Genomic DNA, 22,449 nt, shown 5'->3' on the forward strand with positions numbered 1-22,449 from the left:
CCTTTCGTTACGAAACAACAGCCGGACGCCGCGAACGGTGACCGAGCATCATCAGAAAATAAAGTCCGCCGGAGAGGAAAAACCCAACGAACCAGGCCATCTTGAAAAGAATGTCGAAGCGTGGAATAAAGTCGCCCAGCAGCGCCACGCCAATGCCCACAGCCAGCGCAATCAGCGCCGCCAGATTGAAGCCGTTACGGTACTCGTAAATACCGCCGCGGCGATAGAGCGAGTATGTATCCAGCTTCGTACGACGCACAAGGAAGTAGTCCGCAACCATGATGCCGGCCACCGGCCCCAGCAGGCCGGAGTAAGCCACCAGCCAGCCAAGATAGTTATGCGAGCTGCCCACAAGCTTCCACGGCATAATCGCCAGTCCAAGCACACCCGTAATCAGGCCGCCCGTGCGGAAGCTGATGAAGCGAGGCGCAAGGTTCGAGAAGTCATTCGACGGCCCAACCACGTTCGCCCCGATGTTCACATTCAACGTCGCCACCAGCAGAGCGATCAGCCCAAGGAACGCAGCGAGCGGCTGATGGAAACGCCCAAGAAGCTCCACCGGACTCCAGATCGGCTCGCCAAAGACGACCGTCGAAGCCGACGTCACGGCAATGCCAAGGAACGAGTACAGCACCATCGCCACCGGCAGCCCAAACGCCTGGCCAACGATCTGCGACTCCTGGTTTTTCGCAAACCGTGTGAAGTCCGGGATGTTGAGGGAGAGCGTTGCCCAGTACCCCACCATCGCCGTAAGTGCGGGGAAGAAGACAACGAAAAACTCATGCGAGTTCTTGAACTTGCTGGGGGCTGCAAGCATCGGCCCAAAGCCACCGGCCTTGTGCAGCATAAAGATCAGCAGCATCGCCGACATAATCAGCATGAACGGCGCGGAGAAGCTCTGCAGGAAGCGGATCGACTCAACGCCACGCCAGATCACCAGCATGTTGATCATCCAGAAACCGATAAAGCAGACACCCGTCACCCACGGCGCGTTGGCCGTCTGCGGCGCAATCACGTGAATCATCTGCGCGATCGCCGTACCGCCGATCCACGACTGAATGCCGAACCATCCGCACGCTACAACGGCACGCAGCACAGCCGGGATATTCGCCCCCGTCGGCCCGAAGCTTGCTCGCACAAACACCGGGAACGGGATGCCATACTTGGCTCCCGCGTGAGCATTCAGCAGCATAGGAATCAGCACGATGAGATTGCCAAGCAGGATCGTGAAGATCGCCTGCTTCCAGTTCATGCCACCTGCGATCAACGACGCAGCCAGCATGTACGTCGTGACCTCCATCGACATGGAGAACCACAGCGCGATGTAGTTGTACGTCGACCACGTGCGACGAGTTGACTCCGTCGGCGCAAGATCGTCGTTGTACAACCGGGCATCCGGAGCAATCTCCGTACCTTCATGGCGATGCGGCGTTGCAGGGTCGCTTACGATCACGCAGTGAATCCTCCGGCGTTGCATTCGCGCTTCACAAAGCGCCCTCGGCCCGTTGTTCCCAGAAACTTACCCGGCTGCTGAATGTTATCGACCACGAGTTCGCCGCGCGAAAACACCTTCGCCGCGTTGCCCTTGATCTTCCAGCCTTCAAACATGTTGTAGTCATTCGCCATGCACTGCGTCGACGCCTGAATCGTATACTCCGCATTCGGGTCCCAGAGCAGGATGTCCGCATCAAGACCTTCGGCGATTGCACCCTTCTGCTTGTCCATGCCAAAGATCTTCGCCGGGTTCGTGCAGCTCAACGCCACAAACTTCTCTGGCGAGATGCGGCCCGTGTTGACGCCGAAGTGCCACAGAATCTGCATGCGGTTCTCAACACCCGGCCCCCCGTTCGGGATCTTGCGGAAGTCGTCCTTACCCAGCGCCTTCTGCTCCATCGTGAACGGGCAGTGGTCGGTCGAAACAACGGCAAGCGAGCCGTCCTTCAGCGCATCCCACAGCGGTTCCTGGTGCCATTTCTCGCGCAGCGGCGGAGTGAAAACGAACTTCGCTTCATCCCAGCTCTTGCCGGGCATCTGCTCTTCGATGGAGAGCACAAGATACTGCGTGCACGTCTCGCCTAACGCCTTCGCGCCACGCTTTTGCATGTGCTGCAATTCGCCTGCGGCAAACTCATTCGACACATGCACGATGTACACCGCGGCACCTGTCATGTCCGCCAGAGCAATGGCACGGTGCGTCGCTTCTGCTTCCGCCTTCGGGTCGCGGCTCAACGCATGAAAGTGCGGCGCCGTCTTCCCTTCCGCAGCCATGCGCGCCACCACGACATCAATCGCGCTGCCGTTCTCGGCGTGGATGCAGCAAAGCGCGTTCAACGCCGCAGCCTTCTCCATCACGCGGAACATCAATTCGTCGTTGATCATCAGCACATTCGGGTACGCCATAAAGAGCTTGAAGCTGGAGATGCCGAATTTCGTCATCTCCTCCATCTCAGCCAGCGTCTCCGCCCCACCTTCGCCATGCAGATTCGTCACAGCCATGTGGAGTGAGAAATCTACGCATGCTTTGCCGTCAGACTTCTTCAACCAGATGTCGAGCGCTTCCTTCAGCGTTCCGCTCTGGTTCTGCAACGCGAAATCAATCACGGTCGTCGTACCACCAACCGCCGCAGCCTGCGTTCCGGTGGTGTAATCGTCCGCAGAAGTCGTGCCACCAAACGGCATGTCAAGATGCGTATGTACGTCGATACCACCAGGCATTACCAGCAGACCAGTCGCATCCACCACGGTGTGTCCTGCTTCGCTCAACCCTGTGCCAACGACAGCAATCTGTTCGCCTTCGATCAGCACATCCAGCTTCGCGGATTTCTCCGCGCTCACGACAGTCCCGTTCTTGATCAGCGTTCCCATGCTTCTTTGTACACCTTCAAAACGCACCGAGGACAACGCAGACGTTGTCCTCGGCTCCATTCTTTTAGAGGTTGGGGTTGAAGTCGTTCGGTCCGTGCACGCCGTCGGGTACATACCCTGCAGCCACACGCTCCGCCCAGGTAATCGGCTCAGGAGCCTTGTCCTGACGCTCCATCGTGATGCAATCTGGGACCGGGCAAACCAGCGAGCACAGGTTGCAGCCCACACAATGATGTTCATCCACACGCGGAATGCGACCCAGCGGTGTGCGATACGGTCCATCCACACCAGCGCCGTCGAGGTCTAGCTTCGGAATCGGGGTCGTCGAGATCAGCTTGCTGGTCTGCGCCGAAACCATATCCGGCGTGACATACGTCTCCGGGCCAGCAGCCGTGCGGTCGAGATGGATGCACTGGTGTGCACCATCCCAGCATGCGGTGTAGCAAAGCTGGCAGCCGATGCACTTGTCCTCGTGGATGCGCGCAACGACGTGGTAGTTCATGTTCAGGTTCTTCCACTCATCGACGCGGTTCAGGCTCGCTCCGCGGAAGTCATCGATGGTCTCGTAACCCTTCTTGCTCATCCAGTTCAACAGCCCGTCGGCCATGTCTTCGACGATGCGATAGCCGTAGTGCATCGCCGCCGTGCAGACCTGCACGTTGCCTGCGCCGAGCAGAATGAACTCTGCGGCATCCTGCCACGTGCTGATGCCGCCAATGCCCGAGAGCGGCAGCACCGCCGCCGGATCACTCATCACCTGCTGCACCATGTTCAGCGCAATCGGCTTTACCGCTGGCCCGCAATAACCACCGTGCGAGCTCTTGCCGTCCACCTTCGGACGCGGTTCCAGCGTGTCGAGGTCGATGCCCGTGATCGAGTTGATCGTGTTGATCGCGCTCAACGCATCTGCTCCTGCAGCCTTCGCTGCGCGCGCAGGCATACGAATGTCAGAGATGTTCGGCGTCAGCTTCACGATCACCGGCGTGCGAGCTACTTCCTTCACCCACTCCGTAATCTGGCCGCAGTACTCCGGCACCTGGCCAACAGCCGCTCCCATGCCGCGCTCGCTCATGCCGTGCGGGCAACCGAAGTTCAGCTCAAGCCCATCCGCGCCTGTATCTTCTGCGCGCTTCACGATCTCGTGCCAGGCTTCGCGTTTGGACTCCACCATCAACGACGCAATCACCTGGTGCTTCGGATAACGGCGCTTCACTTCAGCCATCTCGCGGAAGTTCAGCTCCGTCGGGCGATCGCTGATGAGCTCAATATTGTTGAAGCCCACCATCTTCTGCCCGTTGAGGTCCATCGACGAGTAACGCGAACTGACGTTCGTTACCGGAGCGCCAATCGTCTTCCACACCGCACCGCCCCAGCCCGCATCGAAGGCGCGCATGATCTGCTCGCCACAGTTGGTCGGGGGCGCGCTTGCAAGCCAGAACGGATTGATGCACTTGATGCCAGCGAACGTAGTTTCAAGAGTCGGCATAATTTAGCGCACCTCCACAGGGGCCCACGGCTTGGCCGCGAATGTTGCAGGCGCGTTGGTTGCACCTTCGTTCAGATACGTTGCCATGCCAATGCCCGCACGCTTGCCGTCGGCAACAGCATCCACCACTTCACGGCCGCCGTTCGTGCAATCACCACCCGCAAAGTACTTCGGGTTCGAGGTCTGACCACTCGCACGATCCACCACAATGCGGCCACGCTCAAGCTTTACCTTCGACGTGTCCCCAACAAGAAACTCCGTGTGGGTTCCCTGGCCGATGGAGAGCACGACGAGATCAGCCGCAAGCGTGATCGTCTCGCCCGAAGGCACAAGCGATCCATCGGTGCTGGCAGCGTACTTCGAAAGCTCCAGGCCTTCCAGCGTGCTCGTGCCAAGCAGCTTCGTCGGCTGAACATGCCACAGGAACTTCACGCCTTCCTGCTTGGCATGTTCGTACTCAAAATCGAACGCCGACATCTGCGCGGGGCCACGGCGATAGACCATGTGAACTTCTTTCGCGCCCAGACGAACCGCAGCGTTCGCAGCATCAATCGCAGTATTCCCCGCTCCCACGACGACCACGCTCTCAGGAGCGGAAGTGATCGAGCCTTCCTTGTAGCCGGCAATGTAATCGAGCGCGTTCGTCACGCCAGCCAGCTCTTCACCCGCGACGCCAAGCTTATGAATCGCGCCAAGGCCAACGCCAAGAAACACGGCGTCATGTGCGGCTTCAATCTCTTCAAGCTTCTTCGCATCAACGATGGTGTTGAACTCGAACGCCACCCCAAGCTGCGAGAGCAGGTCGATCTCCTTCAGCGATGCCTGCAGCGTGAGCTTGTATTCGGCAATCCCGTAGGTGTTCAAGCCACCGGGCAGCGGGCGAGCGTCGTAAATCGTAGCTTTCACTCCGCGGCGGCGAAGCTCCGCCGCACAGGCGAGCGATGCAGGACCACCGCCGATAAGCGCAACGGACTTTCCGGTCTCAGCGCCGGGCTTAAACGGCAAGGGTGCTCCGCTCTCATGAAATGCTTCCATAGCAAACCGCTGCAGGCGGCCAATTTCAATCGGCTGCTTGTTGTAGCGGTGCATCACGCAGGCGCCTTCGCAGAGTACGTCCACAGGGCAGGCGCGAGAGCAACTTGCGCCCAGAATGTTCGCGTCGAGAATCGTCTTCGCAGAGCCTTCGAGGTTGTCCGAAGCAATCTTCTTGATGAACTTCGGCACATCGATGTGCGTGGGACAGGCCTGCATACACGGCGCGTCAAAGCAGAAGAGGCAACGATTGGCCTCCGCTACGGCAGCGGTCTGGTCAAACGGCGGATGGAGGTCTGGGAAGCGCGCAGCAATCTCGGCGGATACCGGTGCCTGCGCTTCAAAGCTCTTGAGCTCACTCATCTTGAAAAACCGCTTCTCCGGGCCCAACTACGGCCCTCGATTGTTGCTTTTGAAAAACAAAAGAGCGATGCCCTCAGCATCCGTCGCCTTCTAACTAAAGAATCGTCGGATACGAAGGCCATCTCGTAATTTCAGTGAAAGAACGATTATGCACAAAAGGCGTCGGAACGCCAAGCGCGACAGCTCTGGTCGCCTTTACTTTTCAAGTAGCCAAAGCATGGTTTTTTCAGCGAGCCGCTCCATGGCATCCGCTGCCTGCTCAAGATGCTCGTTCTGCGAGTCTTCAAGCTTGTTGTGTGAAAGCCCGTTCAACGACTGCACAAACATCATCACCGTGGGAATCCCCACACGCGCGACCTCAGCCGCATCATGCAACGGCCCCGAAGGCAGATGCTCGCTCACGCCTACGGTTTCAAGGATGGCTTCATCGCAAAGTGTGACCAACTCAGGATGGAACGGGATCGGTTCAATCGACCAGATCTTCGACCACTCCACGGTGCAACGCTCTTCCTCGGCAAAACGCTTGCTCGCTTCCTGCGCTTCACGCAGCATATCGGCCAGCACATCGGCATCGAGATCGCGCATATCGAGCGTGGCTTCGCAGCGTCCAACCACTGCCGTGACGATGCCCGGGAACGTCTTTACACTGCCCATTGTCGCTACGCTTTGCGGATGCTTGAGCGCAATCGGACGAATCTCTAACGCAAGCTTTGCGCACGCGGCCAGCGCATCGCGACGCACAGCCATCGGCGTCGAACCGGAGTGCGCTTCCTGGCCATGGAACGTGATCGCCCAACGCTCCACACCTTTGGTTCCCTGCACCACGCCGAGCGGTTTGCCCAGATTCTCAAGAATTGGCCCCTGCTCGATGTGCAGTTCAAGATACGCGCCAAGCCCCTTCTGCTCCGTGGTCGCTTCGTGCACACGGTCCATATCGACGCCACACGCACCCAGTGCAGCTTCCAGCGAAACGCCATCGCGATCTAGGCGCACGCGGTCCGCTTCGATCGTGTGATTGCCCGCGAATGCAGCCGAGCCAAACAGCGAGCGTCCAAAGCGAGCGCCCTCTTCATCCGCCCAGTCCACCAGCTTCACCGTGCAAGGAGGACGACCGCTGTACTTCTTCGCGATGGCGGTCATGACCTCCAACCCACACAGCACGCCGAGACAACCGTCCAGCCATCCACCATTGGGAACCGAATCGAGATGGCTGCCCAGAACGATCGCGGTCTCTTCTTCGCCCGGCAACGTCACCCAGTGATTCCCCGCCGCGTCGTAATGATGTTCCAACGCCGGAGCAACACTGCTCTGTAACTCATCCAACTTGGCTTCAAACCAGTCGCGGGCCTTCAACCAAACGGGCGTCCACGCCACGCGCTGTGCGCCATCTTCATTTCCGGTTAACGCGCGCAACTCATTCAGGTGCTGCAGTACGGCTTTTGAATCGATCATCTCGCCTCTTCGCTGGTATCGCTCTTCGCTGAAATCCATGGCTGCTGCCGATGCTGCGCCATGAGGGGGTGAAGAAGAACAGCATACTCGCTCCGGGGCCGGAGGAATAGAAAAGGCGCTTCGTTTTCGAAGCGCCTTTCCGTTTACAACTCGTCGTCTGCGTCTATCGCGGCCGGGACACCGCCTTCGCGCCGCATCTTCAAGTAGCCACGAATAAAGGGCTCCAGGTCGCCATCGAGCACCTTGTCCACGTCGCCAACTTCTACGCGCGTGCGCAGGTCTTTGGCCATGCGATACGGCTGCAACACATACGATCGAATCTGAGAGCCAAAGTTGATCTCCAGCTTCGAGTCTTCGAGCTTCTTCGAAGCCGCCCGCTTCTTTTCCATCTCGAACTCGTAGAGGCGCGAACGTAACATTTTCATCGCCTTGTCCTTGTTCTTGTGCTGCGAACGCTCGTTCTGGCAACCCGCCACGATACCCGTTGGCAGATGCGTAATGCGCACCGCAGAGTCGGTCGTGTTTACATGCTGACCGCCCTTGCCGCCGGAGCGGTAGGTGTCGATGCGAAGATCATCCGGTTTGATGTCGATGACAATCGAGTCATCAATTTCCGGTGACACAAACACGCTCGCAAAACTTGTATGTCGGCGCTTTGCCGAGTCAAACGGAGAGATGCGCACCAGACGATGAACACCCGTCTCGCCGCTCAGCAGACCAAACGCAAACTCACCCGTGATGGTGAATGTTGCAGACTTGATGCCCGCTTCATCACCATCCTGAATTTCGTTGATCTCGGTTTTGAAGCCCTGTCGCTCCGCCCAGCGCAGATACATGCGCATCAGCATCTCGGCCCAGTCCTGCGACTCCGTGCCACCAGCCCCAGGATGCACCGTCACGATGGCGTTCAGCGGATCGCTCTCTTCCGAAAGCATCGTCCGCGACTCCATCTGTTCGGTGAGGCCCGCCAGGGCTGTGATCTCGCGATCGAGATCGGGCTCAACAGAAGCCTCGCCCTCACGCAACAGATCGAAGTAGGCGTCGATGTCCTCACTACGGCGCAACAACTCTGCGTCGTCGGAGATCTGACCTTCCAGGCGCTTTCGCTCGCGCATAAGGGGTTGCGAACGAGCAGGGTCAGCCCACACGCCGGGGTCAGAGATCTGCGCCTCGACCTTTTCGAGTTCAGTTTTCAGCCGGGGCGAGTCAAAGATACTCCCGCAGGTCGCGCACCTTCTCGCGGACCGGGGAGTAAGCAAATTCAAGATCACTTAACATAACTAGCCCAGTGTACTTCCTCTTGCCGCCAGCGTGCTTATCGCAGCAACGGCTTGCGGCGAGCCATGCCCAGAAACGCCAGCGCGATCAACGCACACAGCCATCCGAGCCAGTCACCGTGGCGTGTATAGAACGTCGTCCCCTGCCGGTAAGCAAACGTCGCAGCCAAAGCACCCCTCCGGTGGCGAGGAAGCGACGTCCCCATCCGCCCGTAAGGATCAATCACCGTCGTAACGCCGGTATTGGTAGAGCGCAGCAGCCAGCGGTTATTCTCAATCGCTCGCATCCGCACCATGTCGAGGTGCTCCCACGGCGCGCTTGAATCTCCATACCAACCGTCGTCGGAGAGGTTCAACAGAACATCCGCGCCGTTCTTCGCCAACTCACGAACCTCATCGCCGAAGATGGATTCGTAGCAAATGAACACACCAATGGAATGCCCATCCGCATGAAATAGCGTGTGCTGCGTCCCTGGCGAAAATCCACCTACGTTATCCAGCAGATGGCCAGCAAAGAAGAACAGATCCTTATAGGGTGTGTACTCCCCGAAAGGTACAAGATGCATCTTGTCGTAACGGCCGGAGTAACTTCCATCGCTCGCAAAGAAGCTTGCCGAGTTATAAAGCTTGCCCGCTTCTGGAACCGTCGCGTTTCTCTCCACCGCGATGCTATCCGCAATGACAGGAGCGCGAAGTTGTTTCGCAAGTGATCCAATCGACTCACGAAAGAGAGGATCACCGTCAATAAAGTCAGCCGGAGCTTCCGGCCATGCAACCAGATCAACGTGCTCGGCAGATCCCGCAGCCTGCAATGACAGCGTCGAAAGCTTTTGCAGTAACTGATCGCGCGTCTCCTTCGGCCCACTCTCTGCGCCAACAGAAAGATTGGACTGAAGTAACACAGCATGCCGCGATGCAGGCAACTCCTCCGGCCTCCACGTCACTTCAAGAACAGTAAGCGTTACGACAACGACTGCCGCAGTGATAAAGACCACCCGCTGTGCCACGCTCGACCGCACACGCCAGCGCCCAAGCCAGAGAGCGTTCACCACAGCGACCAGCAACGATAAACCCATGACTCCGGTAATAGGAGCCATGCGCGTCAGCGCCAGATTGTCGATCTGCGTATACCCCAGCAAGTCCCAGGGAAATCCCGTGATGCGTGCACGCGCCAGCTCCACCGCCACCCAGGCAAAGGGTGCCAGCAGCAACGCTGTAGAAGCAGAGAGCCGCTCACGAACAAAGCCAAGCAGAGATCCGAACAGTGCGTGGTACAGCCCTAAGTACAACGTGAATAAAACCAGGATGCCGAGCGCGACGGGTGTCGGAAGCGCACCATAAATATGCATCGTGGGGAAAATCCAGTAACAATTTCCCAGATACCAAAGCACGCCACAAAGGTACCCAAGTAACCCCGCACGCTTCGCTCCTAGCGGCTTCCCCTCAGCATCTTCGCCAAGTACAGCCAGCAGCAGAGGGACAAGGCAGAACCAGCAGAAAAGTCTGCGCCACAGCGGTACAGGACCTGCAATGGGGAACGGCAACCACTGCAAAAATGCAGAGAGAGCGGCCAACATCCAAAGCTTCGCAGACACCTTTTTCATCAAGGCGATGCTACCACTTTACCCGCGAATAACTTGCAAGAGGTTACCTCTGACTTATCCGTCATTTGCACAACACCGGCAGAATCGGTACTCTTGGAAAGTTGTCATCGTGGAATTTACCAATACTATTTGGAGACCCGTCACATGGACGTAACTCGTATCCTCTCGGAGATCGACGCCGAAATCACTCGCCTTCAGGAAGCACGTTCAGCCCTCGTGGCCATCGGAGGCAGCGGAACGGTTGCTGCTCCGGCTCCACGTCGTCGTGGCCGCCCAAAGGGAAGTACGAACATCGCAAAAACGGTAACCGCAAAGGCCGCCAAGACTGCGGCTCCTGCGCGCACAACCAAGCGTAAGCGCAATCTTTCGCCTGAAGGCCGTAAGCGCATTGCCGACGCGATGAAGAAGCGTTGGGAAGCCCACCGCGCAAAGAAAACCAAGTAAGCGTACAAGTAAAAAGCAAAGGCGTCCGAATCTTTCGGACGCCTTTCACTTTGCCTGCAAGTTGCTGTTCCCTACCGAACAGCGATCACTTCGCGGATATTATCTTTGCCAAGTAGAAACCGTATATCGGCATAGCCACTCAGAAACTGCTCCATCTGCCGCGTTTGAAACGTAGACAGCACCGGATAATCCCCCGAAGGCTGCAACGTCACTTCGGGCTTCTCCGAGATATGGAAACGCGAAAACTGAGTCTCCGGTCCAGTTGCTTTTCCATGAGTGAACGCAAGCAGCCGTCCGCCGGGATGCAGCACATCCTTCAGCCGCGAAAAAAGAAGCGGAGCCGCTTTCGCAGGAAGGTAATCTGCCGTATCCCAAAGCAGGACGGCATCGAACTCTTTCCCTGAAAAATCAAAGTGCGTAGCAGCAAACTTTTCCGCCTGGAAGGTCGGCTTTCCATCTTCATCCGGCGCAATCCACTCGGCACTTGCTGCGTCTGCCACGACGTTTGCCATGTAGACGCTATGCCCCAGCGACGTAAGAAAGTTGATGTTTGCCGGAGAGGTATCTCCAAAGTCGAGAACGCGCAGCCCGTCTTTCTGCTTCAGAAACTCGAGCGTCTCGCCCCAGCCACGTGAGGCCCTGACGACGGGTTCTGCTGCGCCCCGGTTGTTGCCACCTTTGCTGCGACCAAACAATCCCATAGCCCCAGCTTACGCTCCGGGCTCGTGACTTTCGGCTTCATCCGACAAAGCGTTCAGCCCAGTCGAAGGTCCACCGTTCTGCCCGAGCGAGCGAGCGGCGGCAGCCAGCCCTGCAGGCATCTGCCCTGCGACGCGCGAGCCTTGAGCCTGTCCGAAGAGGCCGGGAAGGGGCTCAGGAGCGGGAGGATACGCGGCCTCCGTTTCGTGAACCGGAGCGGCTGTCTCAGACACATGCGACTCCGAGACAGCAGACAGCGAGCCGACACGGCCCCGCAGTTGAGCTTCCTCTTCCATCGAAAACCGTTTCGCCACCACATCGCCCACGACCGAGGCCGTCGCGCGAAGTTCAACGCGCTCTGAAGCGTGAAGCGTTCCTTCCACCTTACCCAGCACCAGAACATGCTGTGCGGAGATGTCTGCGCGCACACGAGCCTCGCGGCCAATCGTGACGCGAGCGCCCTCGGCGTGCACTGTTCCGTCGATCTGACCTTCGATCACAACATCGCCCGTAGCGATCAATTCGCCACGCAGATGCGCCGTTGTGCCGATCACTGTGGTCGCTTCGCCCATGTTCATCCTGTTCACCATCTTCCCGTCTGCGGCTCGAAAATCGGCTATGCCGACTTTCGACAGAGTACAGCCGAACTATACCGGGCAGCCCGCCGCCGACACAATCATTCGCGCTCCCTTTTTCTTGCGTCTAAAGTGTCACTGAGGGAGGATCGTCTCGCTTGCCTTGCTGCTTTACTCATCCCGGTCGTTTTCTTCGCGCAGCGTTCGCCGTACTCGCGCTGCATACGTCAACCGTTTTGCTCACAGCGCAAAGCGGCGAAACAGCACACGTTTCCACCAACATCCCCACACCTGTTTCCTGGGTGCAGGCGGCTACTGTGCACGAACTGCGCATCATCGATGACGATGGGGAGTTCCCTGTTCGCTATCGAAGCCGCCGCGTTGACAGCAAAAACGATATTACCCGCGAAATTATCGAAAGCCGCGAAGGCACAGTTGCGCGTCTGATCCAACGCAACGGCCAGCCTCTCCCCGCCGAAGAAGACCAGGCCGAGCGCTCACGCCTGCAGGCCATACTGGACGACCCGAGCGACTACCTTAAGAGCAAGAAGCGCAACACGGCCTCTCGTGGTTATGCCACAAGCCTCGTCAAATTGATGCCCATAGCGATGATCTACAGCTATGCAGCCGGGCAACCTCAGCCACCGAACTCGCCCGGCCAGCAGATCGTTCTGGACTTCCGTCCCGATCCTAACTTCAAGCCGCCCACAACGATCTCCGAGTTACTCACGGGGCTCGAAGGCCGCATGTGGATCGATCGCAAGACCGGCGTGCTCACCCGTGTCGACGCCCGCGTAATCAAAGGCGTCAACTTCGGCTGGGGTGTGCTCGCGCACATCTACCCCGGCGGCACCGTCGAGTTCGAGCAGGCTGAAGCAGGCAACGGGCGCTGGATTTACTCCCAGCTCAACGAGCATGTTGTTATCCGTGAATTTATGGTGAAGACCGCAAACGAAAACACGCGTATGAGCGCAGCCGAAATCCGGCTGCTACCCAACGCTCTTACCTATCGCGAAGCTATCGTGCAGCTTCTCGCTATGCCTTTACCGAAGTAAACGACTAACTCAACCGCAACGTCTTCTGGCGCACTGTAATCGCATTGATGCGCTCACGAACGATCTCGTAACCGCGCCCCGGAGTCGTCGGCACAACGATCTCTCCCTGCGCGCTGACCGTCACCTCGGGCTCGATAATGTCCTGCGCCCAGTAACGCTTCGACGCCGAGACATCGCCCGGAAGCTTGAAGTTTGGCAGGCTCGATAGCGCCACGTTCTGCGCCCGTCCGATGCCCGTCTCCAGCATCCCACCGCACCACACCGGAACACCAAACTCTTCAGCCACATCGTGTATCGCAATCGCCTCGGTAAAGCCGCCCACGCGACCGACCTTGATGTTGATGATCTTTGCCGAGCCCAACTCCAGCGCAGCGCGAGCATCACGGCGATTGCGAATCACCTCGTCCAGGCAGATCGCCGTCTTCATCTTCTTCTGCAGCTGCGCATGAAAGTAGAAGTCGTCGTACCAGAGCGGCTGCTCGATCATCAGCAGATTGAAGCGGTCCCACGAAGCAATACGATCTGCGTCATCCAGCGTATAGGCTGAGTTCGCATCGCAGCTGAGCAGAATCTCCGGCCAACGCTCCCGCACCAGGGTGAAGATCTCTTCATCCCAGCCCGGCTGGCACTTCAGCTTGATGCGCTGATAGCCCGCAGCCACTTCCTTCTCCACCGTCGCAAGCTGCTGCTCGATCGACGGCTGGATACCAATGGAGACACCACAGGCGATCTTCTCGCGTGTGCCGCCAAGCAGCTTTGCCAGAGGAATGCCCTGCCGCAGCGAATCAAGCTCCCACACAGCGTTTTCCAGCGCAGCCTTTGCCATACGATGCCCGCGAACCTGCTTGAACACATCCGGCACATCGCGACCGCTGGAGACGTCCGCCTTCAACAACCGGGGCGCAAGCTCCTGCTCAATGATCGTCCAGGCCGTATCGACCATCTCATCGGAAAAGTACGGATGCTCGCCGGCGACAGACTCGCCCCACGCGCTGAGGCCCTCGCACTCGATCTCTACCAGCAGCATGCGCCGCACGGTATGTACACCAAAGCTGGTACGGAACGGGTTCACCAACGGCATGTTTACTTCGCGCAGATGGATTGCTTCAATCTTCACTTCGATTCCTTTCGCTTCGCCTTCATCCAAAGTGCTTCAAGCTGTTCAATGTCCATAGCTTCCATCGCTTCGTGGCCGCCAGCCTCTGTTTCCACGGAGCCGAAGCGGCGACGGAACTTCGCGTTCGCGCCCCGCAACGCCCCCTCCGCATCAATCCGCAGGTGCCGAGCGAGATTGACCGCCGTGAACATCAGGTCACCAAACTCCTCTTCGACCTGCTCCTTCTTGCCAAGCTCAACCTCTACCATCAACTCGGCAATCTCTTCATCCAGCTTGGCAAAGAGCCCCGCAGAGTCCGGCCAGTCGAAGCCCACCTTCGAAGCCTTGGAGCCAAGCTTGTGCGCTTCCATCACCGCAGGCATCGAGCGAGGAACATCCTCGAGCAAACCTGTGCCAGCACGCTCTGCGCTCGCTTTTTTCTCCTCCCGCTTCACGCTCTCCCATGTCGAGACGACGGCTTCCGCGTTCTCCGCCACAGCCTCACCAAAGACGTGCGGATGGCGCCGCAGCAGCTTCGCGCTCAGGTTATCGGCAACGTCTTCCATCGTGAAGTGGCCTTCGTCCTGGGCCATCTGCGCGTAAAAAAGCACCTGCAGCAGCAGGTCACCCAGCTCATCCTTCAGTGCTGGCCAATCGCGCCGCTCAATTGCGTCGAAGACCTCGTAGGTCTCCTCCAGCGTGTGCCGCTTGATGGAGTCAAAGGTCTGCTCGCGGTCCCATGCGCACCCCTGCGGCCCGCGCAGGCGCGCCATAATGGCCACAGCCACGCCCATTGCCTGCGAGGTAGGCTCGTGCGGTTCAATCCCTGTTCCGTCTAACTCAGGTTTCATGCAAACAGATTACGCGTATCGTGGCTGCGCTTCGTATACTGCTTCCGATACCTCAACGGGAGTTCTGCAACAAACATGGCTGACGGCGGCATTCGTACCTGGCGCGCATTTCTTACTCACATGGGCACAGTAACCCTCGGCCTGCTGATCGCCGTAGGCATCGCGCAGATCGTAGAGTCCATTCGCCACCACAACCAGCGCCAGAGCCTGCAGCGCCAGATGCGCGCAGAGTCTGAGCAGAACCTGGCCGTGGTGGAAGACGACAGTAACGGCCTGCGCACCACGATTCAGAACCTCGAGGCCATGCGCACGGCGCTCGATAACGCCAAGACAAGTGGCGGCAAGTTGACCTTCGCCGTTCCCGCAGTGCAATCCGCACGCCCGGGCTGGTACTTCCGCACCCCGACACGCGCTACCTGGAACGTCGCCGTCTCCGCCGGTCGCGTCACGCTTCTGCCGGCCGAACAGGCAAAGTCGTATGGTCGCCTCGACTTCAACTCGCAGTACGTTGCAGAGTCAGAAAACATCTTCAACAACAGCTTCTACGACTACCTGACTGAACTGAGCGTGAACCACCTCGACGCCGCGACCACCGGCTCGACGGCAACGCTCACGGCGGACTCCCGCGACCGCCTGTTGCGCGCCACCGTGCAGGCGCAGGAGAAGGCCATCGACCTGTTGCAGGACCTTGCCCTGTACAAGGGCGCTCTGGAATCGGTAACCGCCGACACGCGCAGCCTCGCCGACATGTACCGCAACCAACAAAAGGCTATCGACGAAGACCAGCGCGCCGTCTCCGCGCTGCTGCATCGCGAGATTGTCACTCGATAAGCGGCCCACGCATCCTTCCAGCGCGAAACGCGTCCAATGTCTCTGGACGCGTTTCGCTTTTTCTACGTCCGCGTTCTAAGCTCAAAAACTGCCGCATGGATCTCTTCGAGAAAATCCGAACGCTGCCGACCGGCCCCGGCTGCTACCTCTACAAGAATGCAGAGGGCGAAATCATCTACGTGGGCAAGGCTAAAAACCTGCGCTCACGCGTGCGTTCGTACTTCCTGAAAGCCAACCAGCTCGCCAATCCTAAGACCGGCTCGCTGATGCGCGAGGCCGTCGACCTCGAGTACATCCTCGTCGACAACGAACGCGAAGCCCTTGCACTCGAAAACAACCTCATCAAGCAGCGCAAGCCGCGCTTCAACATCCTACTGCGCGACGACAAGACCTACCCCTACATCAAGCTCACGCTCGGCGACCGACACCCAAAGGTCTTCGTCACCCGCAAGCTGCGCAAAGACGGCGCCGCCTACTTCGGCCCCTACTTCCCCGGCAACCTTGCGCACCGGCTCGTCGACCTCATCCACCGCTCCTTCCTCATCCCGAGCTGCAAGGTCGACCTGAACCGCTATCACCCGCGCGCCTTGCCTGCAGTACTACATCAAGCGCTGCCTCGGTCCCTGCGTCGAAGACCTCATCTCCACCGACGCCTACCGGCAGACCATCCGCGACGTGCAGCTCTTCCTCGAAGGCTCCGTAGGCGAGCTGGAAAAGCGCCTGACCGCACGCATGGAGCAGGCCGCGGAAGAGATGCAGTTTGAGCTCGCCGCACGCCTGCGCGACCAGCTCATCACCGTCTCGCAGTCGCAGGACCGCCAGCGCATCGCCTCCCCCGGCGATGAAGACGCCGACGTCTTCGGCTTCCACTTCGAGAAAGAGATGCTCGCCGTCAACCTCTTCCACATGCGCGGCGGCAAGATCGTCGATCGCCGCGATATGTTCTGGGAAGACCTTCCTGACTTCGAAGACGCCGGCGACGACAACGACTCGCTCGCGCAGCCGCAGGCAGAAGACGACGACCTCATCGCCGACACAACCTTCGAACCCCATCCCGGCCAACCCGCACCAGAGATCGTTGCCGACTCCGAACTCAGCGAAGAGCACTCCGTTCTCGCCTCTCCTGAGTCTGAAGCCACCGCAGGCTTCTCCCCCGCAACGTTCTTCTCTGCGCTGCTGAAGCAGCTTTATCTCGATCAGGGATACGTCCCGCGTCACATCTACGTTCCCGTCGACTTCCCCGACCGCCAGCTTCTTGCCGACGAACTGCGCGAGCGCTCCGGCCACAAGATTGAGATCGCCGCGCCGCAGCGTGGCGACAAGCGTTCACTCGTCGACCTCGTCTGCCAGAACGCGAAACAGAGCTACGACCAGCGCTTCCGCGTGCTGCAACCTTCGATCAAGAACATGCAGGAAGCCTTGCAGGACGCACTCACGCTCGCCGAGGCTCCCAAGCGCATCGAGTGCTTCGACATCTCGCACATCCAGGGCGCTGAGACCGTCGCCTCGATGGTCGTATGGGAAGACGGCGCGATGAAGAAGGCCGACTACCGCAAGTACCAGGTGAAGACCGTCAGTGGCGTCGACGACTTCGCCTCGATGCATGAGATACTGCTGCGCCGTTACAGCAAGTTCGCCAACGGCGCAAAGCCCACCGGCAAGGACGCCGAACTACCTTCGCTGATCCTCATCGACGGCGGCCTCGGCCAGTTGCATGCGGCCGCAGCGGCGCTGCAGGAACTCGGCCTCACCACGCAGCCGCTCGCCTCCATCGCCAAGAAGGAAGAGATCATCTACGTCTACGGGCAAGAGGACGACCCCGTTGTTCTCGACCGCCGCAGCCCCGTCCTGCACGTCGTACAGAAGATCCGCGACGAGTCGCACCGCTTCGCCATCACCTACCATCGCAAGCGCCGCCAGATGCGCGACCGCACCAGCGAGATCGACGAGATTCCAGGCGTTGGAGCCATTACGCGCCAGCGCCTGCTCACCCACTTCGGCAGCGTCCGTGCCCTGAAACAGGCAGCCGAACAGAACCCCGATGCGTTGCTCGCGGTCACCAACAAAGCCACCGCAGAAAAGATACGGCGCTTCCTCGTCGAGGAAACGCCGCAGGAACCGCTGGTGCAGATCAATCGCTAATCAGAGCTTCCGCCGAACGTATTGCAGCTCGCAATGTCCCCACTCTGCAGCCCGGCTTTGAACCAGCGCTCGCGCTGTGCGCTGGAGCCATGCGTCCAGCTTTCGGGGCTTACGGAACGTCCACTCATCTTCTGCAGATGGTCGTCACCGACCGCCGCCGCCGCGCTCAGCGCATCATGAATATCCGCATCATGGATAATGCCCTGCTGCTCGGCAGAGTGCCCCCACACACCCGCATAACAGTCAGCCTGCAGCTCCAGATCGACCGACAGATGGTTCTTCTCGCTCGGCTCCTGCTGCATTAACCGCTGCACTTTGTTCTCCGTTCCAAGCAAATTCTGCACATGGTGCCCAAGCTCATGCGCGATCACGTACGACTGCGCAAAGTCTCCCGTGCTGCCGCCGAACTTCTTCAGCTCATCCCAGAAGCCAAGGTCGATGTAGACCTTCTGGTCTGCCGGACAGTAGAACGGGCCGGTCGCCGACTGGGCCGTCCCGCAGCCGGAGTACGTCTGGTTGCGGAAGAGCACCAGCTTGGCGTGACGGTACGTCTTGCCATGCTCCGCAAAGTACTTTGTCCAGAACTGCTGCGTGTTGTCGAGCGCAAACGAGATCAGATGCGCGTCACGATCTTCACCCTGCTTCTGCGCAGCCGAACGCGGTGCCTGCTGCTGCGTATATCCGCTCTGCGGCGCGCTTGTTGCACCACCGCCATGCAGGAAGCCGCCCAGGAAGTTGCGCCCCGTCACCAGGCTGATCACCAGCAGAACAAGGAAGCCGACGATGCCAATGCCTCCGCCGCCAAAACCAAAGCCGCCACCACCGCCGCCGCCCGAATCATCCCGGCGGTCTTCAATGTCGCTGCTCATGTTTCCCGGTTGCCAATCCATCGTTGCTCTCCTTCGTACTCCTGCATTTGACTTTACCTAGGATGCAGTCTGTTGCGCGGAGATGGAACCAAATCCTTCGCGACAACGTATCTTCGCATCAAGCCATGTCCACAGCGACCACATCCTCAGCCGTCGTCCGTCCACCGGATCAAGCCCTCCGCGCCACCCTGCAGCTCGCAGCCATCTTTGCGCTCGTGCGGCTGCTCTTTCAATTCGCGCTGACGATCTACAGCTCGCACCTCGGCTACGGCTACTTCCGCGACGAGTTCTACTACATCGCCTGCGGCCGTCATCTGGCCTGGGGATACGTCGACCACGGCCCCATTGTCGCCCTGCAGGCTCGCCTCAGCGAGATGCTCTTCGGCGACTCCGTCTTCGGTATCCGCGTGCTCTCCACCACCGCCGGTGCCGTCATGATCTTCCTAACCGGCGTCCTCACATGGGCCTTCGGCGGCCGCCGCCCCGCACAAGGGCTCGCGATGCTCGCGGTCTTCCTTGCTCCCGGCTTCATCGGCGTCGACGGCTTCCTCTCCATGAACTCCTGCGAAGCGATGTTCTGGATGTCGGCTCTGCTCGCGCTCGTGATGGCGCTCAAAGGCCGCAGCCCTGCCATCTGGTGGACCGTCTTTGGCATGGCTTCCGGCCTCGGCCTGCTCAACAAACCGTCGATGACCTTCTTCCTCGTCACGCTCGGCATCGCCTTGCTCTGCACCCCGCAGCGCCGCATCCTGTTCACCCGCTGGGCCGCAATGGGCATCGCGCTCGCAGTCCTCATCGCGCTGCCGAACCTCCTTTGGCAGATCCACAACCACTGGCCCACGCTGGAGTTCCTGCGCAACGGCCAGAAGGCTGGCAAGAACATCCCACTGCGCTTCCCACAGTTCCTCCTCGGACAGTTCCTCCAGCTACATCCCCTCAACGCAATCGTCTGGGTCACTGGCGTCGTTGCCCTGCTGCGGGGACGCTCGGTCAAAAACATGCGCTGGATCGGCATCGCCTTCCTTGTCTTCCTGCCGCTCATGTGGAAGCTCCACGCCAAGGACTACTATCTCGAGCCGTTCTACCCCGCGCTCTTTGCCGCCGGAGGCGTCGCCTGGGAGCATCGCAACCGCGCACGTCAACGCGTAGCCGAAGGCCGCGTCTTTGCCCTGCCCATCCTGGAAGCAACCCTCACACTCGTCATCCTCTCCTCGCTACCCATGGCCTCGCCCATCCTGCGGCCGATGACCTGGGTCCGCTACGCCGACGTCACGCACTTCCGCCCCAAAGAGCAGGAGCGCGGCAAGCAAGCTATCCTGCCGCAGTTCTACGCCGACCGCTTCGGTTGGGACAACGAAATCAACCTCGTTCTCAAGGCCTTCCGCACTCTCACACCAGAGGAGCAGCGCCACGTCTGCATCTTCACCAGCAACTACGGCGAAGCGGGAGCCATCGACTTCCTCGGCAAGCAGCGCGAGCCCATGCTCCCCCCGGCCATCTCCGGCCAGAACAACTACTGGCTCTGGGGCACCCACGGCTGCGACTTCAACATCGCCATCGCAGTGATCGGCGACAGCCTGGAAGACATCGGCAAGAAGTACACCGAGGTTCGCGTGGTCGGCATCATGGACGACCCGCTCGCCATGCCTTACGAACAGGGCCAGCACGTTTACCTGCTGAAGCATCGACGTTCCCAGGCGCCCTTCGACTGGAGCGACGAACGCTTCTACTATTAGCAAGTGAGCAAGAAACCAAAGCTAGGCCAGAACTTCCTCGTCGACGACAACGCCTGCCTCCGCATCGCCGACGCGCTCGGCGACATCAGCCAGCGCACCATCGTTGAAATCGGCCCGGGCCACGGCGCCATTACCAAGCTGCTCGCGCCTCGCTGCGCCCGTCTCCACCTCATCGAGTTCGACCCCGCACTCGCCCGGGAGCTGACCTTCCACTTCCGCGACATGCCCCACGTCACCGTGCACAACGCGGACATTCTCAAGACCGACCTCGCCCCCCTGCGTACCGAAGGCGAGTCGCTCGACGTCGTCGGCAACCTGCCGTACTACATCACCTCAGATATCCTGCTGCACCTCTTCGCCGCCGCACGCAACAACATCGTTCGCCGTGCCGTCGTGATGATGCAGCGCGAGGTCGCCGACCGGATCGCCTCGCCTCCCGGCCACAGCGAGTACGGCGCACTCTCCGCGTTCACCCAACTCCATGCCTCCGTCGCCAATCTATTTGTGCTTCCGCCCGCAGCGTTCGATCCCCCGCCCGACGTCCACTCCACCGTCCTGCGGCTGGAGTTCGCTCCGCGCTTCGCCGAACTCGGCGTGGATGCCGAGACGTTCAACAAGTTTCTCCGCGCGGGCTTTGCACAAAAGCGCAAGACACTAACCAACAACCTGCGCAACGCGGCTTACAGCAACGCGCAGCTCGACGCAGCCTGGCCTGAGTCGTTATCCAAAACCATTCGCGCAGAAGCTGCCACCCTGGAGCAGATGGGCGAGCTCTTTCTCGCATTAGAGAGCAGGAAGTAGCGGCCCGAAGGGCTCTAGTTCTTTGCCGCAGCCATCGCCAGAAGCTCACGCGCCATCTTCGTTGTACCTTCAGCAAAATGATCGTTGTTCGCAATCGCCTTCAACACAGGTTCGATATTGCCAAGTTCGATCGCACTTCCCTCCTGCGCCATCACCCAAAGCGAGACGACAACATCCGGCACCGCAGAGGGATCGGCCTTCTCCAGCCGGGCTAGCACCTCTCCCACCTGCAGCGTCTGCTGCAGGGCCACGAACGCCTCCATGGCATCATTCAGCTTTGCATCACTGGAAACATGAAAGGCACAGGTGCTCCACACATCGCCGCTCTTCCAGCGATAAGCCAGCCGCTTCGTCGCCAAACTCTTTGCCGAGCTCTCGCACGTCCCTGCACGAACAGCCTCCACACCACCCATCATGCGAGCAAGCGTCTGCGGATGAACCAGTACAGGCTTACGTGTCGCCGTCGCCACAGCACCTTCGTCGTAACGTCCGAGCCCATCACTCGAAATCTCAAGCGACCACTCAGGAACAGCAAGCCCTTTGCGCTCGAAGTGGAAGTTCACCACCTCCGGCTCTGCCGCTGAAACAAGCTCATTCCCCTCGCCAGACAACGGCAGATTGTGAACCTTCTTCTGAGCAAAAACTGGCACGCTCAGCGCCAACGACGCTACCAGCAACCACTTCATCGTTGCAACGCCTCCTGCGTCTGCGCGTTGTGGATGTGACAGATCGCAATCGCCAGCGCATCGGCGGCGTCAGCGGGCTTCGGGGCTTCCTCCAACTCCAGCAGACGAGCCACCATGAACTGCACCTGCTCCTTTGCGGCTAGCCCATACCCCACCACCGCGCTCTTCACCGCCAGCGGAGCATACTCCGCTACCGGATGCCCGCAATTCGCCGCCGCCAGCAACGCCACGCCGCGAACCTGCCCCAGCTTCAACGCCGACTTTGCGTTCGCGGAAAAGAACACATCTTCAATCGCCACGACATCCGGCTGCCAGATCGCGAGCAACGCCATCAACTCGGCGTACACCTGCGCCAACCGCGTGTGCGTTCGGTCTTTTTTGTTGAGCTTCACCGCGCCAGCGCACAGATAACGCAGCTTGGGCGTACGCGCCGCGTAGTCCACCTCCACGACACCGTACCCCGTAAACTCTGTCCCGCAATCAACGCCAAATACCCGCATAGATGGCTCCAGTCTACTTCTCGTCACTGCGGGCAGCACCTTCGGGAATCTTCCCGGTACAATCGACCACGACACCTCTGGTCCC

The 22,449-nt window shown here is 59.6% G+C and carries 19 protein-coding genes and 1 pseudogene; 6 read left to right on the plus strand and 14 right to left on the minus strand.

Features of this window, described 5'->3' with window-relative positions; all coding sequences use genetic code 11:
- Window positions 1–7 precede the first annotated feature (7 nt).
- The 7 genes from PW792_11040 to lnt all read right to left on the minus strand — a co-directional run bounded on the left by PW792_11040 (window position 8) and on the right by lnt (window position 10,079).
- Complete coding sequence (locus PW792_11040; protein ID MDE1162463.1) at window positions 8–1,453, minus strand: NCS1 family nucleobase:cation symporter-1; 1,446 nt, start codon at window positions 1,451–1,453, stop codon at window positions 8–10.
- Window positions 1,450–2,865 (minus strand): dihydropyrimidinase, encoded by a 1,416-nt coding sequence (hydA, locus tag PW792_11045; GenBank protein ID MDE1162464.1) that lies wholly within the window; start codon window positions 2,863–2,865, stop codon window positions 1,450–1,452. Before hydA ends, PW792_11040 begins: the two co-directional genes overlap by 4 nt.
- A 64-nt stretch (window positions 2,866–2,929) precedes the next feature.
- Window positions 2,930–4,351 (minus strand): NAD-dependent dihydropyrimidine dehydrogenase subunit PreA, encoded by a 1,422-nt coding sequence (gene preA / locus PW792_11050; protein MDE1162465.1) that lies wholly within the window; start codon window positions 4,349–4,351, stop codon window positions 2,930–2,932.
- A 3-nt stretch (window positions 4,352–4,354) separates the two neighbouring features.
- Complete coding sequence (locus PW792_11055) at window positions 4,355–5,746, minus strand: NAD(P)-dependent oxidoreductase (protein ID MDE1162466.1); 1,392 nt, start codon at window positions 5,744–5,746, stop codon at window positions 4,355–4,357.
- Window positions 5,747–5,941: 195 nt separating this feature from the next.
- Window positions 5,942–7,198, minus strand: a complete 1,257-nt coding sequence (locus PW792_11060) for a Zn-dependent hydrolase (protein ID MDE1162467.1) — start codon at window positions 7,196–7,198, stop codon at window positions 5,942–5,944.
- Between the two features lie 143 nt (window positions 7,199–7,341).
- Window positions 7,342–8,476, minus strand: a protein-coding gene (gene prfB / locus PW792_11065; GenBank protein MDE1162468.1) for a peptide chain release factor 2 whose coding sequence is annotated in 2 segments (ribosomal slippage) — window positions 7,342–8,406 and window positions 8,408–8,476 — 1,134 coding nt in all. Because the reading frame shifts where the segments join, the coding sequence is not laid out codon by codon here.
- Window positions 8,477–8,513: 37 nt separating this feature from the next.
- Window positions 8,514–10,079, minus strand: a complete 1,566-nt coding sequence (gene lnt / locus PW792_11070; GenBank protein MDE1162469.1) for an apolipoprotein N-acyltransferase — start codon at window positions 10,077–10,079, stop codon at window positions 8,514–8,516.
- Between the two features lie 144 nt (window positions 10,080–10,223).
- On the opposite strand from lnt, the gene PW792_11075 reads away from it, so the two are divergent.
- Complete coding sequence (locus PW792_11075; GenBank protein ID MDE1162470.1) at window positions 10,224–10,523, plus strand: hypothetical protein; 300 nt, start codon at window positions 10,224–10,226, stop codon at window positions 10,521–10,523.
- 71 nt (window positions 10,524–10,594) lie between these two features.
- Here PW792_11075 and PW792_11080 read toward each other — a convergent pair whose 3' ends face one another.
- Window positions 10,595–11,224, minus strand: coding sequence for a class I SAM-dependent methyltransferase (locus PW792_11080; protein MDE1162471.1), 630 nt, complete (start codon window positions 11,222–11,224; stop codon window positions 10,595–10,597).
- A gap of 9 nt (window positions 11,225–11,233) precedes the next feature.
- Window positions 11,234–11,794 (minus strand): polymer-forming cytoskeletal protein, encoded by a 561-nt coding sequence (locus PW792_11085; GenBank protein ID MDE1162472.1) that lies wholly within the window; start codon window positions 11,792–11,794, stop codon window positions 11,234–11,236.
- Between the two features lie 161 nt (window positions 11,795–11,955).
- Here PW792_11085 and PW792_11090 point away from each other — a divergent pair, with 161 nt between their 5' ends.
- Complete coding sequence (locus PW792_11090; protein ID MDE1162473.1) at window positions 11,956–12,852, plus strand: hypothetical protein; 897 nt, start codon at window positions 11,956–11,958, stop codon at window positions 12,850–12,852.
- A gap of 4 nt (window positions 12,853–12,856) precedes the next feature.
- Here the strand turns inward: PW792_11090 and menC are convergent, their stop codons facing one another.
- Together menC and mazG are read right to left on the minus strand one after the other, a co-directional pair.
- The gene (menC, locus tag PW792_11095; protein ID MDE1162474.1) at window positions 12,857–13,969 is read right to left on the minus strand and encodes an o-succinylbenzoate synthase; all 1,113 of its coding nucleotides are present in this window, start codon (window positions 13,967–13,969) and stop codon (window positions 12,857–12,859) included.
- Window positions 13,966–14,799, minus strand: a complete 834-nt coding sequence (mazG, locus tag PW792_11100) for a nucleoside triphosphate pyrophosphohydrolase (protein MDE1162475.1) — start codon at window positions 14,797–14,799, stop codon at window positions 13,966–13,968. The genes menC and mazG overlap by 4 nt, the downstream gene beginning before the upstream one ends.
- Window positions 14,800–14,874: 75 nt before the next feature.
- Between mazG and PW792_11105 the strand changes: the two genes are divergently transcribed.
- Together PW792_11105 and uvrC are read left to right on the plus strand one after the other, a co-directional pair.
- On the plus strand, window positions 14,875–15,630 hold the full coding sequence (locus PW792_11105) for a hypothetical protein (protein MDE1162476.1): 756 nt from the start codon (window positions 14,875–14,877) through the stop codon (window positions 15,628–15,630).
- Between the two features lie 95 nt (window positions 15,631–15,725).
- A pseudogene (uvrC, locus tag PW792_11110) lies at window positions 15,726–17,772 on the plus strand (excinuclease ABC subunit UvrC).
- Here uvrC and PW792_11115 read toward each other — a convergent pair.
- Entirely contained in the window at window positions 17,769–18,662 is an 894-nt protein-coding gene (locus PW792_11115) for a neutral zinc metallopeptidase (protein ID MDE1162477.1), read from the minus strand. The pseudogene uvrC and the gene PW792_11115 overlap by 4 nt on opposite strands.
- Before the next feature lie 104 nt (window positions 18,663–18,766).
- On the opposite strand from PW792_11115, the gene PW792_11120 reads away from it, so the two are divergent.
- Window positions 18,767–20,377 (plus strand): glycosyltransferase family 39 protein, encoded by a 1,611-nt coding sequence (locus PW792_11120; GenBank protein ID MDE1162478.1) that lies wholly within the window; start codon window positions 18,767–18,769, stop codon window positions 20,375–20,377.
- 3 nt (window positions 20,378–20,380) lie between these two features.
- Window positions 20,381–21,178 carry a 16S rRNA (adenine(1518)-N(6)/adenine(1519)-N(6))-dimethyltransferase RsmA gene (rsmA, locus tag PW792_11125; protein MDE1162479.1) on the plus strand — a complete coding sequence of 266 codons (798 nt, stop codon included), beginning with the start codon at window positions 20,381–20,383 and terminating at the stop codon, window positions 21,176–21,178.
- Between the two features lie 14 nt (window positions 21,179–21,192).
- Here rsmA and PW792_11130 read toward each other — a convergent pair whose 3' ends face one another.
- Complete coding sequence (locus tag PW792_11130) at window positions 21,193–21,864, minus strand: hypothetical protein (protein ID MDE1162480.1); 672 nt, start codon at window positions 21,862–21,864, stop codon at window positions 21,193–21,195.
- A complete protein-coding gene (ruvC, locus tag PW792_11135; protein ID MDE1162481.1) occupies window positions 21,861–22,364 on the minus strand; it encodes a crossover junction endodeoxyribonuclease RuvC in 504 nt (167 codons plus the stop codon). Before ruvC ends, PW792_11130 begins: the two co-directional genes overlap by 4 nt.
- Window positions 22,365–22,449: the final 85 nt, after the last annotated feature.

The organism is Acidobacteriaceae bacterium (genome assembly GCA_028283655.1).
Classification (GTDB): domain Bacteria; phylum Acidobacteriota; class Terriglobia; order Terriglobales; family Acidobacteriaceae; genus Granulicella.